The following is a 14338-nucleotide window of genomic DNA, read 5'->3' on the forward strand; positions in this document are numbered from 1 at the left end:
ATCCCCTCCGCCTAACGAATATTAAACATATCCTTTAATACGCATTCCCGACGTCTACAAAATGAACGTGGACTCGTTAATCCTTCTCCCGTAGGACCTGCAATAGTAAAAGTAGGATAGCCTTGTCCACCAATACCTAATCCTGCATAAGAAGGACCATTTTTCACAAAAATAGTAGTTTCCATTAATTTAGCCATTTTACTTAATTTTGCAATATTAGTAGAATGCATCATCGCACTGTGCCGATTGCCATGTTCTGCTTCATATGCCCACGCAATCGCTTGATCAACATTTTCACATCTAACTAACGGTAAAATAGGCATCATCATTTCTTCTTGTACAAAAGGATGTTCTTTATCCGTTTCCATAATAATCAACCGCGTTGTATCATCTACTTCAATCCCAATTTGTTTTAAAATATACGCAGCTGATTTTCCCACAAACTCAACTTTAGGTCCACTACCATCTTCTTTGGAAACTAATTGCCATAATTTTTCTATACAATTATCATTTTTTATTTCATAAGCACCCGCACGCTTCATATTAATTAGCAAATAATCAAAAATAGAATCCACCGCAAATACTTCTTTTTCTGCAATACATGGCACATTATTATCAAATGAACTTCCCGCTACAATATCCTTTGCGGCTTGCTCAATATTAGCCGTTTCATCTACAACAACTGGTGGATTTCCCGGTCCTGCTCCAATAGCCTTCTTTCCTGAAGACAATACTTTTTGCACAATAGCAGGTCCTCCCGTTGCTACTAACATCCGAACTTTCGGATGATGAATCATTATATCAGTCGCTTCTAAAGAAGGATTAGCTACCATCGTAATCATATTGTTTGGTGCTCCTGCTTCAGCTAAAGCTTTATTTAATGTCTGAATTAAATAAATAGATGTTTTTTTTGCTCTTGGATGTGGACTAAAAACAACCGTATTTCCTCCTGCGATCATACAAATTGAATTATTAATAATCGTTTCCGTTGGATTCGTAGTAGGCGTAATCGCCCCAATAACACCAAAAGGGCAATATTCAAACAACGTTAACCCATATGCACCCGTGCTGGCTTCCGTTCTTAAATCTTCTGTACCTGGTGTAAACTTAGCTGCCGCTGTATTTTTAATAACTTTATCCGTGTATCGGCCTATTCCCGTTTCACATACAGCTAACCGCGACATCCGTTCCATTATCTCTTGTTGTAAACAAGTTTTTCTAATAATATCTACCCAACATTGCCGTTGATTAGGTGTTTGCTTCAACACTTCCCGTTGTGCCTTTTCAGCTGCTGCAATCGCTTCTTCCATCTGTGAAAATACACCATAATTGGTATCAAAAGCACTTTCATAAGCCGTTTCGCCCATTTCTTTTTGTACTCGCTGTACTGCCCTTGCTACCATTGCTTGTAATACTGATGAATCAATGTCCATAATACAATCTATCCTCCTATCTTTTGTTGCATAGCAATCCCTAATGGCGTAACAAATAAAGAATGATTTGTCTTATAGGTAGGAATATGTAATATCCGCTCAAAAATATGTTCAAAACCAGTAAAACTACATGCACCACCCACTAAATATAATTTTTGAACAACATACCCTTCTATGCTTTGTGCAGTAATCATCGCCATTTTTTCAATAACGGGACGTATTAATGATAATATGGTATCTTTATTGGTTTCATCTTTTTTTAACTGTTCTGCTTCAGAAAAAGAAACATGATGATAGCCAGCTAACACTAAGGTCATATGTGTTCCACCCGTTGCTTCATCAGCCGTATGCACAACCTGCCCCTTTTCTAATACACTTATCCCCGTAGTTCCTCCACCAATATCAACCACAGCTCCTTCTGTTATATCTAATACGGATGCCGCTGCCGTAGGTTCATCAACCACTTGTATTACTTCCATATCCGCACTTTCTACACAATTTACAATACAGCGTTCATTTCCTGGTAATATACCTGGAGGAATAGCCGTAGAAGCTTCATTAATTTCTACACCTATCCTTTCCTCTAATGCACATTTCATCTTACGAAGTATATTTACAGCACCCATATAATCTACAACAATACCATCTTTAACAACTGTTGATGGCATCGTCATACCTGCAACAGGATGATTATACTGATCAACAATAGCCATAACAATATTAGAAGTTCCTAAATCAACCCCAATATGAAAAGGTGGCTCTGCTGGTGCAACCTTACCTGTATTAATTAATTCTGCGAATAGTTGTAACAACTCATGTTCAATGATCATATCGTACCTCATTCATCCGAAAATTTTCTCTGTAAATTATTGTTTTTCCATAATCAACATCTTATCCCTATTGAATCGAATCAATAATACCAATAATAGCTAAATCAATTGTTTTTGTTTTGGTGGTATCTGATGTCCGTACAGCCGATCCACTGGCAATTAACACTTTTTCACCAATACCAGCACCAACATAATCAACTGCAACTTCTTCAATTCCATACGCCTGACCATCTTTATTCTCGCATTGCACAATCATTAATTTAGCACCAACCAAACTTTCTTCTTTTTTTGTCGATACAATAGAACCTGTAACTTTACCGATTCGCATATCAACCACCTTCTATTCTAATAGCATTATCCTACTATATATTCCTTATTTTTTTACTCTTTTTACATGACCTTTCGAACGAACGGAAGGTTTGCTTTTTGTTGTTACCATATTTTTCTGACTTGTCTTTTCTTGTTCCTGCGGTTCACTCGGCAGCTCCACAGAAGCCGTTTCATCCTGACATATAACGTCCTTAGCTAACTGTTGTTCTACCGCTTGTTTCTCTTCTACTGTTTCTTGATTGCTACTATTATCTTCTAAACTCACCGTTTTTTTTCGTATAAATAATGTTTCTACTCCTTCATGCGGTCTAGCAATAATATCCGTAGATACTAATGTGCCATATCTCTTAGCAAGAGCACTTCCTGCTTCAACTGCGGCACGTACAGCACCAACATCTCCCAATACTTTTACAGTCATCAAGCCATTTCCTTTGGCTCTTTCCCATTCATGAATTGTAATATTCGCCGCTTTTGCCATGGTATCAGCCACTTCAATAGCCGTACTCAACCCCTTAACTTCTACCAAACCTAATGCTTGTTTCACTGACATCACCATCCCTTACGAATTACAACTATTCCCCTTTTTTCTATCATTTCTGCAGCAAAAGAAGTCACTATTGCTTTAGGCAAAATATACATGCACCCACCTGGAGGAATATGATTAATATCTTTTACCGTAATAATCGTATCGGGGATAACCGCCTTATTTCCATCCCCTTCTGGCAGCATATTATTAGCTTCTTTTTCAACAGCTGATACTAATGATCCAATAGATATACCATACGATAATAATTGACGATAATATGAAAAAATCATTTTTTTATATGTACACGGTTCTTGGCCTGTAAATTTTTGTAATCCTGCTAAAATAAAATGTACTGCTGCACCTACCTGTATACATCTCTCTCCCCATTGTGTAATAAACGAATCTCCTATGCACAGAGCCATTTTTGCTGCCCATGTATGCGTCATAACAGGATAAATCGTAAGCGAATCTTCTAACGGCAATGTATTCGATTCATGCCACAAAGAAATGCGTAAAGATGGTGATTTATCCTTCCAAAAACAAGGATACTGCTGCCCCCATTCATCTGGAATGACAGCAGTAACCGTTTCCCAAAAAGATAACGCTTGTGTAATGAACAGATCTAGGCCGGGAAAAGGACGATCAAACACCAGATAAACTGGTCGTGTTTTTTTGCTTGGTTGATCTTTCTGCATCATTTGTATAACCGCCGCAATACACTTTTTTAACTGATCTTCATTCCATTCCATATGGCCTTACCTCATTAATCTAAATGAGGCAAAATTTTTTCCACATCTGAATGAGGACGAGGAATAACATGAACAGATACAACTTCTCCTACTACTTTTGCTGATGCTGCACCTGCATCTACGGCTGCTTTTACAGCGCCTACATCGCCACGAACCATTACAGTAACTAATCCAGAACCAATTTTTTCATACCCAATCAACGTTACATTGGCAGCTTTTACCATTGCATCTGCTGCTTCTATCGAACCTACTAATCCTTTTGTTTCAACCATACCTAATGCTTCATTTGTCATCTGAAAAACCTCCTATGTCAAAAAAATATTAAATATACGGGGTGGTAGTTGATTTTGGTTCATCCCCCAATGCCCCTAATAACGTTTTGCCTACTTCAATGGCTGCTTTAACCGCTTGCCGAACTGCACCGGAATCGCCACTAAAGCACAAAATTGTTTCATTAGAAAAACTTGTTTTACCATTTCCGGGCGAAGCATAATTAACAATTTCTACATTGGCAGCTTTTACCGCAGTATCCGCTAACACAACACCAATAGCCGCAGGCCCTGCACAAGTCATCCCAAATGCTTTACCAAATTTAGCCCCCAAAGCTTTTTCCAAACAATAACTTGCTCTAGCCGAATATTGAAATTCTAAATGGCCTGCATCATTGGCATATACATCGCCAAAATATTTAGGTAATACTTGTAAAGCCGTTTCTACCGCACGCCGTGCATCAGAAACATCCTCTGCTCCAATAAGAATCAACGAACCATGTCCTGCTCCACCTTTGGTATCCCGTGGCAATTCTACTGAAATAACTTCAGTATTCGTAGCCTTAACTGCATCATCTACTGCCATAATTTGCGGACCTGCACCAGTACGTCCACCAATAATCCCAATAGAACGATAAGATCCTAAATTCATCGCATCCTTTAACATGGGATCGACACTCGCAATAACTAACCCAATCGTATCCCCTGTCGATGTACCCACAAATTCAGTTCTTCCTAAGACTGAATGTATACCCGTAACACCTTCTGTTTTGTTGAGATTTACCGTTTGATTATCAACAGGTGTCTTGGTTTCTAATTCAGCTTTTACTTGACTCATTACTTTTTCTAATAATTGCTGATCCATATTAACCTCCTTAAGATGCATCTCCAATACGACAACGAACACCTTCTTGTTCAACTACCTCACGATATTGTTCTAAATCTACATTTCGCAAGGATGCTGTACTCAATCGTTGCATTTTATATTCCATTCCTAGCATCTTATATTTATTAACCCCCAATTCATGATATGGCAATAAATGCACATATTGAACATGTTGTAGGGAAGATGCAAAACGAGCAATATCTCTAATTTCTTCTTTTGAATGATTAAATTTCGGAATAACGGGGACACGAATAATAACATTAGAAGTATCTGCTATTGTTCTAGCATTTTGCAATATAAGTTCATTAGAAACGCCTGTATATTGCCTATGTTTTTCTGGATCCATATGTTTAATATCCAGTAAGATGGTATCAATATAAGGTAATACTGGTAAAATGCGTTCTGTTGCCGCACACCCTTCCGTTTCAATCGCCGTATTCCAGCCCTGTGCTTTACAAGCTTTAAATAGTTCACATGCAAATTCAGCTTGCCCAAAGGGATCTCCACCCGATAAAGTTACGCCACCACCAGAATGCCGAAAAGTAGACCGATCTTTTTTTAATACTTCCACTAAATCTTTAACTGTCACTCGTTCCCCTTTCATCTCTAATGCACTGTACTCACATACCTTTACACAAGCACCACTACCTGTACAGTTATGATAAGAAAAAGTACGTGTTCCATCCTCCAAAAATCGAATTGCTTTTTGTTCGCACACCGCTTCACAACGTCGACATTGCACACATTTAGATGCATCATACATCACAACTGGACGTCGACGCTGTGACTCGGGATTGCTGCACCACCAACAAGATAAAGGACAACCTTTCAAAAACACAATCGTACGAATTCCTGGACCATCATTTAACGAAAAGCGTTGTATATTAAAAATATCTCCTTCAGCCTCGTAATCAATTGGTACAGTAGACATATATATACACCCTCTTCGTCTTTGACATAACTAATGTCTCTCATTAAAATGTAAATTCTGTACGATCAATAATATTATCCTGAACTTCTTTAGCTAGCGAAATAAATTGAGCGGAATATCCAGCTACACGAACCACTAAATCTTTATGCTTTTCTGGTTCTTTTTGTGCTTCTACCAGCGTCTTTTTATCAATAACATTAAACTGAACATGCATTCCTTTATTATCAAAGTATGCACGGCACAAAGCAGCAAATCGTTTTAATCCTTCGTCGCCAGATAATGCGATCGGACTAAATTTTTGATTATATAACGTACCATTAGAAAATGTTTCGTGCTCCAATTTAGCAACAGACATAACCGCCGCAGTCGGTCCATTGGTATCACAACCAGCTCGAGGTGATACCCCATCAGCAAGAGGTGTCCATGCTAATCGGCCATCTGGAAGAGGTGCTACATCTTTACCAAACAATACATTGGCCGATACAGGATAACAACCAGCTTGGAATTGTCCGCCACGAGGATTTTTATACTTTTGTACTTCCCGTGCATAAATTTGCCCTGCTTCTCGAGTAATCATATCTACAATATCATCATCATTGCCAAACCAGGTTGTATTTTCCATAATCCGTTTAATTTGTTGATATCGAGCAGCATTTGAACTTACAGAAGGTCTTGTCGATTCGCGTAAAACGCCTTTTTGTGTTAAATTCTTTTGCAATTCATTAATATCAATATTACCATTTTGAGAAAGAATTTGTTTTACCGCTTCATAAATTTTGGCTTCATCTACTTCATACGTAGCCGAAGATGTATTGGACATATCAGAGTGATCAAACCAAGATGCCATCTTGCCTGTTTCATCAGGATAGCCAAAATTATTTTCAATCGCTTCTTGCAATTCTGCTAAACTAACTTCACCATTTTCAAATACATGTTTTTGAATAGCCGCAAAAGAATCCCCATTATCGGCAACACCAAACGCCTGTGGTCCCGTAAAGTTATAAATGGCCCCCCCTTCTTGTACCGATTTTCCTCTACCTAAGCAATCTTCTACCAATGCCGATTCAAATGGTAACGGGGCTCTTTCTGCATGAGCATAATCAACAGCATTATCCGCTTCTACCAATAATTTCACAAAATATTCCATCTGTTTCTGATATGCCACCATTAATTCTTCTAAACTCTTAAAGTCTCTTAATTCTCCCGTTTTAGGTCCTAATTGAATTTTCCCACACCGACCATTATGTAACGTAATATCTAATACTTTAGCAATATTAAAGAATGCTGCATCATGCCAACCTTCTGTTTTATGTGGTACTTGTGGTTCTACACAACCAATAATGCAATAATTTCGTGCATCATTTAAAGGAATTCCTCTATTCATCATGGCTGGTATAATAACTTCATCATTATACATAGCAGGATATCCCAATCCCAAACGAACTAATTCGCAAGCACGATATAAAAATTCATCTGGCGTTTTATTAGAATAGCGAATAGAGAAAGAAGGTGCTGCCATAGCAACATGGGCCGCTGCTTCTATCATCATATATGACAAAGGATTAGTTGCATCCATTCCATCTTCATTTATCCCACCACATTGAATATTTTGGAATAAAGCATATCCCGCAAAAGCCTGATCCGAAACATCATCTCTTGTTTTATTTAAGTCATTAAACTTAATCCAAATATTATCCAATAACTCTTGTGCAAACTCTTTACTGATCGTCGTATCTGACGCCAAATGAGGATACATATATTGATCAAATCGTCCTGGCGAAATCGAATGTCCGTTCGATTCAATTTGCATAATCAATTGTACAAACCAAAATGTTTGCAACGCTTCCCACCAATTCGTAGCCGGATATTCAGGTACACGCCGACAATTTGCTGCGATTTGTGTTAATTCGGCTTTACGCAAACTATCTGCCTCTGTTGCCGCTAATTTTTCACACAAATCAGCATAACGATTAGCATAAGCGATTACTGCCCGATACGTGATAATGACCGCATCATAAAAGTCTCGTTTTTTAATATCTTCAGGCACACCTGATGACAATTTGCTTTTAGCATTTTCCGCTTCTTTAATAATACCTGCCGCACCTTGGCGAATCACTTTATCGTAATTAACGCATACATGGCCAACCCCATTAAAATAGTAATTGCCTACTGTAAACACTCCATTATCCTGTGCATCCCGGCATGCTTTAGACATATAGCTAGACGCTAATGCACTCGTAGTCTTGCCTGGCCAATACAAAAACGCATCATGCAACCGTTTTGCCGTATCTTTAGGAATGACAAATGGATCGGCCATACGAGTTGCCATTGTATCAAATTCTTTTTCAATCCATTCATATGAATATTCTGGATAAATTTGGCACCCATGAACACTGACCGTTAATGATCCTACAATTAATTCATGGTCGCGAATCGTAATCGGCGTTTCTGTTAAAATTTTTTCAACAGCCTTTGCCCGACGAATAATAATAGGATATCCCTCAGTTTCTTTATATGATGCCGTAATCAATTCAGCTCGATCCGCTTCCACCGTTGGGGTCGCATCATAAATAGCATTTTTCAATGCTTGGATCCTAGTTGTCGGTTGGGTAAATCCTTTGGCTAATACATCCATTACATAAACCTCCTTATCGTTATTATCTACTTAATTAAAAGCACATATAGTTCTTTCTTTCACAAAAAGTATATCAAACAAAAATGCAATTTTATTATGATCCATCGTTATAAACACCACTTTTTTGTCTATTAAATAGCCAAAAAGTAGCAGTATACTATAAATAAATGTTCTTTTTATAAAACAAAAAGCCGCATTCATTCTCCATCTTCTGAATGCGGCTTTTTGTTTTATATGAATTATTTCACAAATACAACTTATTTTTCTATGCTATTTCTTTTTCGATATACATGCGGAGTTTCTCCTGTATATTGTTTAAATATTTTGCAAAAATAACTAGTTCTATGATAACCTAATTTTTTCCCAATGCAATCAACAGATTCATTTGTTTGACATAACATCTTTTTTGCTTCACAAATCCGGCATTGATTAATATATTGCATTAAATTCATATTCATTTCTTGCTTAAATATCTTCGATAAATAAGATTCACTTAAAAAAATTTCTTCAGCAATTCTTTTTAAACATAAATTACTATGCAAATTACGTTTAATAAAAGATATTGCCGTTTTTATTTCTGGTCTAATATTAATTTCCTCAGGTTCCTGCATATCTCTTTCATTTTCTGTCAATACGCTCATATTATATCCCTGAGCTTGCAAACAACAAGGAAATTGAGATACCACCAATGTTTGTAACACTCTCGATGCACTCATAATTTCTTCATACCGATACGCTGGTGCTGACTCAAAATAAAGTTTTGCATTAGCGTTATCATGCCAATACGTAGGTTGCTGTAAATATTCTATCCGCTTATCCTGTAAAACCACTTGTCCCGAAATAATAAATCCATATAATTTATTTTCTTGAATAATAGGCACAGCAAAATCCACCAAGCCAGAATGGCAGCGATAGGGACAACAATACTGTCTTTTTAAAGTCTCTACACCGCCACATAAATCGCACTGATAGCACCGATCCCGAAAAGCTGGTATGCTTCTCATAAATTGACAAAACTTCGTAAATTTATATTTCGTAGATCGTTCATGTCCCCGAATATCTACATAAACACATGCAATACCTGTAGCATGTGCATAATCATGTAAAATATTCTCTACAGTCCGTTTCACTAATGTTTCTTTTGAAAGCGTAATAGTCATTTTTCATAGCCTACCTTTCTTTCTATTAATACATTCATGTTGCCGCGAACGATCTTCTCCCTATATTCATTAAATATTTATATACAATTTTATTACTTATATTACTACCTAACTATATAAATTTATGTGTCACTTTATAAATGATATTATTTATTTTCTTCCGATTTTATATAATACAATTATCTTTGTTTTCCCATATTCATGTCAAGATAAGTCGAGTTATCTCGTTGAAACTGAATAAAATTATGTTATTTTTTTAAGATTTAGATAATATTTTAAAATTATTTTTATATAATCTAGTATCGATATTACATGATATTAATTATTATATACACTTCATTTGTATTACAGGCAGGGAAAATACTTTTTCCCTGCCTGTAATACAATTATATATTCTATTCTACATTCAATACCTTACGAGGATTTAAAATAGAATTAGGATCTAAAGCCTGCTTAATTTTCTTCATCATCATCAACTCTACCGGATTCGTGTATGTTTCCATATAATCAACTCGTTTTACGCCGATACCATGTTCGCCTGACAATTTACCTCCTAAAGAATATACAAATGGATATGCCTGTTTACGAAAATCAGCCAGCTGTCTTTCCCATTCCGTCTTTTCTAAATTGCCTCGTAAAATCTGAAAATGTAAATTACCATCTCCCGCATGAGCTAAACAAAATACTTGAAAATCATATGCCGCTGCCATCTGTACAACAGTTTCAATACACTCAGCAATTCGCAAAACAGGTACTACTAAATCTTCCGAGGTGGCTTCTTTCGATAATTCACGCGTGCTTTCCAAACAACTCCGCCGCACTCGCCAAATACGTTCATCGGCTTCTAATATATCCGTTGCACCTGCCGCTTCACATATATTCGATAAGCGTTCAATATTATCCTGTAATTCTTCTTCCCGATATGTATCTAAAGAAACAATAACATAATACCCATCTTGCCAATGCGGCAGTTGTAATCGACAATACTCATTCGCCCGTTTAACAAAGCGATTGTCCATAAACTCAACAGAAGTCGGATTCAATTTTTCTTTTATTAAATTAGGCACAAAGTTAATTGCCTTTGATAAATCAGTAAATACCGCCAATGCATCAAAATGATACAAAGGTGTTGGAATTAATTTCAACGTAGCTTTTGTAATAACGCCCAATGTTCCTTCCGAACCAATAATCAATTGCTCTAAACAAAAACCAGTCGAACATTTTTTTAAATTGCCACCGAGTTCCACAATTTCTCCTGTTGGTAAAACTACTTCAATAGCATATACTTGATGCCGTGTTGTCCCATACCGCACCGCTTTATTCCCCCCTGCATTTGTAGCTAAATTACCACCAATTAAACAACTATCGGCACTACACGGATCCCCTGCATATAACAACCCCTTTTCTCGTGCTGCTTGTTGTATATCTACCGTACGTACACCTGCTTCAACGACCATAAATAACCCTTCTTCATTCAATTCAAGAATACGATTAAGCCGTTCTAACAATACCACAATGCCGCCGCAAACAGGAATCGCACCGCCGCTTACGCTTGTACCTGCACTGCGTGGGGTGACGGGAATATGATAAACATTAGCAAGTTTAATTATAGCCCCAATTTCTTCTGCATTAGCTGGGGCTACAACTACTTCCGGCATTGTCCACAATTCAGGTGCCATACTTTCGTCCGATGAATAGGAAATTAGCTCATCTTTATTCATTTTTACATAAGATGGGCCTACTATATGTTGCAATTTTTCTATAACTTCTGTCGTTACTTTTTGATACATATACTACCTCTCCTTACTATAATAAAAATTAAAAACATGAAATCCCTACTAAGATTTCATGTCCTCCATATATTTATTCTTTTATCGCATCATGGTACCATTTTTTCCATTGCTGAAGAGATTTTTTATCCTCTCTAATCCCTTTTAATAGCGTTTTTTCTGAATTTTCCATATGCCGCTTAGCCACTTTTCGTGCCATAGAACTATTATGAGCAGCAATATTTTCCACCATTTGACGATGTTCTTCCCACGTTGCCGTAAGTCTACCCGGATAATGCATAGATATAGACCGAAAACGCAACATCTGCTCACGTAAATTATGTAAAATATCTACTAATCGTTGATTTCGACTCGCATGATATAATACATCATGAAACCGTACATCTGCATCCACAATACGTTCAAATTCATCTCGTTCAATATATCCATTAATTTCCACCAAAATACGCTCCAAGCATTCCAATTCTTCCGTAGTAATCCGCTCGGCTGCCAATCCGGCAGCTAATTCTTCTAAGGCTCCTCGAATTTCAAATACTTGTGCAATATCTTTAAGCGATATATCGGCAACATAAGTCCCTCTTCTCGGTACCATCACGACAAACCCTTCTTGCTCTAATTGTCGTATCGCTTCTCGTATTGGGGTCCGACTGACACCCAAAGTATCGGCTAACGTTATTTCTCGCAATCGCTGTCCTGGTGACAATCGCCCATCTTTTATAGCCTGTCGCAATGCATCACTTACCACTTCACGGAGTGAACGATACGTGTCTAATTGTATCGGCGCTAATGTATATTCTTTTTTCTTATCCATTTAATACACCCTCACCCTATTAACGTTGTCCTATAATAAGCAATACCTTGGTGGTGTGCTTCTTTCTCCAACATTTGTAATTGTTTTTCATCTACGTCAGAAGATATCAATGCAAATACAGCCGATCCACTGCCACTCATCAAGGAAGGAATGCCAAATGCCGAAAACAGAACTTTACACTTCTGTATTAACGGCTTTTCCGGAAGTACTAATTCTTCAAAAGTATTTTTCCAAATAGAAACCAAACGAATCATATTTTTTTCATATACACATTGTATAATCTCTTGCATCGGAACCAATTCAACCTGTTGCCGTTGATCAAATAAAGCATATGCCTCTTTTGTCTGCACAGCTACATCAGGATGTAGCAACACCACATGCCAAGGTGGCAGCGATGGTAACTTTTTCAAGATTTCCCCCTTGCCCATACCATGCATGGTTCCCCCATGTATACAAAATGGAACATCTGCACCTAACGTTTCTCCCAATTGACATAATTCATCTACCGACAAATGTAACTCCCAAATTTTATTTAATCCGCGTAAAACAGCAGCTCCATCTGCACTTCCGCCTGCTAACCCAGCCGCCATAGGTATATTTTTTTTTATATGAATATGTAACGGTGTTTTATTTTTGGCATATGTACGCAATAACTGATATGCTTTATAAGCCAAATTACTTTCATCACATGGAAGCCCCTGATGTGTACACGTAAGTCGAAATGTAGAAGCTTCTGTAAATTGAATAATATCCGCTAATCCAATCGACTGAAATACCGTATTAATCGTGTGATACCCATTCGTGCATCGTCCCGTAATAGCCAAACCTAAATTAATTTTGCCACAGCCTTTTTCTTCCCACATATCTACTCCCACATCAAATCCAATAATAAAGCTTATTCCATATTTTAAATCAGTATCCCTCTATGTTATAATAATTTCAGTTAAGTTCGCTTGATGATATCCTTCATATTTATCAATTATACTTTTTTTTATCCCAAATGACAATCATTTAACTATATTAGGAGTAGATATATTATGTCTTTAATCCATTTCTTTTCTATATTAAACAAAGCAAAACCATATATTGCTGCTATTGTCGGTAATATTATTTGCGGTTTAGGTATCAACGCCTTTTTTATCCCTCACCATTTATTGAGCAGTGGCTTAAGTGGAATTGGGATTATTATTTATTACGCCTTAGGTTTCCCCGTGGGAACAACCGTGTTTATTTTAAATATTCCCATTATGATTGCCTGTTACAAATATATGGGAAAAACCTATACCTTAATTAGTTTAATCGGTACCGTTCTCTTTTCCGCGGCAATTGATTTTACTGCTTTTACTGCACAATGGGATATCATCAAAGATCCCATGTTATCTTGTATAGCTGGAGGCATCACAACTGGATTCGGCTTTGGTATTCTTTATAAATATAATGTCAATAGCGGTGGCATGGATGTCGTAGCCGCTATTGTAAAAAAATACTACTCCTTAGAAATGGGAAATGTTGTAATGGGAATGAATACTTTAGTTCTCTTATGTTCAGCCTATATGTTTTCTTTAGAACCAGCGGTGCTCACTTTTGTCGGTATTACCATCGCTACTATTGTTACCAATAAAGTCGTAATCGGCATGAAACAACGAAAATCCGTTATCATTATTTCTAATCATGCTGAAGAAATAGCGAATGTCCTTATGCGCTATATTGGACATGGTGCAACTTATTTATACGGTCAAGGTGCTTATACTATGCAAGATAAACGGATTATTTATGCCGTTATCAAATTAACGGAAGTATCTAAAATAAAAGAAATTGTAAATAAACTAGATTCCTCAGCTTTTATGATTATCAGCGATGCCTCAGAAGTCGTTGGACGGGGGTTCACAATACCTGCGCCAAAATATCATACCCATCCAGGCGATTCATTAGTCATGCCTCGGACACGCACGTCACGTCCACCTGAATATTAATTACCGAAAAAAAGA

14 protein-coding genes are annotated in these 14338 nt (G+C 37.1%); 1 reads left to right on the plus strand and 13 read right to left on the minus strand.

From position 1 onward, the window contains the following. Positions 1–11: 11 nt before the first annotated feature. From HMPREF3182_RS06935 to ispE, 13 genes are all read right to left on the minus strand, one after another. Complete coding sequence (locus tag HMPREF3182_RS06935; RefSeq protein WP_062486515.1) at positions 12–1433, minus strand: aldehyde dehydrogenase family protein; 1422 nt, start codon at positions 1431–1433, stop codon at positions 12–14. A gap of 8 nt (positions 1434–1441) precedes the next feature. Further along, the gene (eutJ, locus tag HMPREF3182_RS06940; protein ID WP_062486518.1) at positions 1442–2263 is read right to left on the minus strand and encodes an ethanolamine utilization protein EutJ; all 822 of its coding nucleotides are present in this window, start codon (positions 2261–2263) and stop codon (positions 1442–1444) included. 67 nt (positions 2264–2330) lie between these two features. Further along, a complete protein-coding gene (locus HMPREF3182_RS06945) occupies positions 2331–2591 on the minus strand; it encodes a EutN/CcmL family microcompartment protein (protein ID WP_007393283.1) in 261 nt (86 codons plus the stop codon). Between the two features lie 45 nt (positions 2592–2636). Beyond that, positions 2637–3137 (minus strand): BMC domain-containing protein, encoded by a 501-nt coding sequence (locus HMPREF3182_RS07865; protein ID WP_072270841.1) that lies wholly within the window; start codon positions 3135–3137, stop codon positions 2637–2639. Between the two features lie 5 nt (positions 3138–3142). Continuing rightward, positions 3143–3868, minus strand: coding sequence for a hypothetical protein (locus tag HMPREF3182_RS06955; RefSeq protein ID WP_062486521.1), 726 nt, complete (start codon positions 3866–3868; stop codon positions 3143–3145). 14 nt (positions 3869–3882) lie between these two features. Beyond that, positions 3883–4161: a propanediol utilization microcompartment protein PduA gene (pduA, locus tag HMPREF3182_RS06960; RefSeq protein ID WP_007393282.1), complete on the minus strand. Its 279-nt coding sequence runs from the start codon at positions 4159–4161 to the stop codon at positions 3883–3885. Positions 4162–4189: 28 nt separating this feature from the next. Next, positions 4190–5002: a propanediol utilization microcompartment protein PduB gene (pduB, locus tag HMPREF3182_RS06965; RefSeq protein ID WP_007393284.1), complete on the minus strand. Its 813-nt coding sequence runs from the start codon at positions 5000–5002 to the stop codon at positions 4190–4192. Positions 5003–5012: 10 nt separating this feature from the next. Further along, positions 5013–5954 (minus strand): glycyl-radical enzyme activating protein, encoded by a 942-nt coding sequence (locus HMPREF3182_RS06970; RefSeq protein ID WP_007393286.1) that lies wholly within the window; start codon positions 5952–5954, stop codon positions 5013–5015. 43 nt (positions 5955–5997) lie between these two features. Continuing rightward, positions 5998–8589: a pyruvate formate lyase family protein gene (locus tag HMPREF3182_RS06975; RefSeq protein WP_062486524.1), complete on the minus strand. Its 2592-nt coding sequence runs from the start codon at positions 8587–8589 to the stop codon at positions 5998–6000. Positions 8590–8846: 257 nt separating this feature from the next. Next, positions 8847–9749, minus strand: coding sequence for a PocR ligand-binding domain-containing protein (locus HMPREF3182_RS06980; RefSeq protein ID WP_007392680.1), 903 nt, complete (start codon positions 9747–9749; stop codon positions 8847–8849). 395 nt (positions 9750–10144) lie between these two features. Next, entirely contained in the window at positions 10145–11539 is a 1395-nt protein-coding gene (locus HMPREF3182_RS06985; RefSeq protein ID WP_007392659.1) for an FAD-binding oxidoreductase, read from the minus strand. A 73-nt stretch (positions 11540–11612) separates the two neighbouring features. Next, positions 11613–12350, minus strand: coding sequence for a GntR family transcriptional regulator (locus HMPREF3182_RS06990; RefSeq protein ID WP_007392662.1), 738 nt, complete (start codon positions 12348–12350; stop codon positions 11613–11615). Between the two features lie 11 nt (positions 12351–12361). After that, entirely contained in the window at positions 12362–13213 is an 852-nt protein-coding gene (gene ispE, locus HMPREF3182_RS06995) for a 4-(cytidine 5'-diphospho)-2-C-methyl-D-erythritol kinase (protein WP_062486526.1), read from the minus strand. Positions 13214–13387: 174 nt separating this feature from the next. Between ispE and HMPREF3182_RS07000 the strand changes: the two genes are divergently transcribed. Further along, positions 13388–14323, plus strand: a complete 936-nt coding sequence (locus tag HMPREF3182_RS07000; protein ID WP_062486528.1) for a YitT family protein — start codon at positions 13388–13390, stop codon at positions 14321–14323. Positions 14324–14338: the final 15 nt, after the last annotated feature.

The sequence above is a fragment of the Megasphaera hutchinsoni genome (assembly GCF_001553405.1).
GTDB lineage: Bacteria > Bacillota > Negativicutes > Veillonellales > Megasphaeraceae > Megasphaera > Megasphaera hutchinsoni.

Bases quoted from the DNA above. Each gene is read 5' to 3' on its own strand.
- HMPREF3182_RS06975 (WP_062486524.1), bottom strand. From the start codon at position 8,589: ATGGATGTATTAGCCAAAGGATTTACCCAACCGACAACTAGGATCCAA.
- HMPREF3182_RS06945 (WP_007393283.1), bottom strand. From the start codon at position 2,591: ATGCGAATCGGTAAAGTTACAGGTTCTATTGTATCGACAAAAAAAGAA.
- HMPREF3182_RS06980 (WP_007392680.1), bottom strand. From the start codon at position 9,749: ATGACTATTACGCTTTCAAAAGAAACATTAGTGAAACGGACTGTAGAG.
- HMPREF3182_RS06970 (WP_007393286.1), bottom strand. From the start codon at position 5,954: ATGTCTACTGTACCAATTGATTACGAGGCTGAAGGAGATATTTTTAAT.
- ispE (WP_062486526.1), bottom strand. From the start codon at position 13,213: ATGTGGGAAGAAAAAGGCTGTGGCAAAATTAATTTAGGTTTGGCTATT.
- HMPREF3182_RS06955 (WP_062486521.1), bottom strand. From the start codon at position 3,868: ATGGAATGGAATGAAGATCAGTTAAAAAAGTGTATTGCGGCGGTTATA.
- pduA (WP_007393282.1), bottom strand. From the start codon at position 4,161: ATGACAAATGAAGCATTAGGTATGGTTGAAACAAAAGGATTAGTAGGT.
- HMPREF3182_RS06985 (WP_007392659.1), bottom strand. From the start codon at position 11,539: ATGTATCAAAAAGTAACGACAGAAGTTATAGAAAAATTGCAACATATA.
- HMPREF3182_RS06990 (WP_007392662.1), bottom strand. From the start codon at position 12,350: ATGGATAAGAAAAAAGAATATACATTAGCGCCGATACAATTAGACACG.
- HMPREF3182_RS06935 (WP_062486515.1), bottom strand. From the start codon at position 1,433: ATGGACATTGATTCATCAGTATTACAAGCAATGGTAGCAAGGGCAGTA.
- eutJ (WP_062486518.1), bottom strand. From the start codon at position 2,263: ATGATCATTGAACATGAGTTGTTACAACTATTCGCAGAATTAATTAAT.
- pduB (WP_007393284.1), bottom strand. From the start codon at position 5,002: ATGGATCAGCAATTATTAGAAAAAGTAATGAGTCAAGTAAAAGCTGAA.
- HMPREF3182_RS07000 (WP_062486528.1), top strand. From the start codon at position 13,388: ATGTCTTTAATCCATTTCTTTTCTATATTAAACAAAGCAAAACCATAT.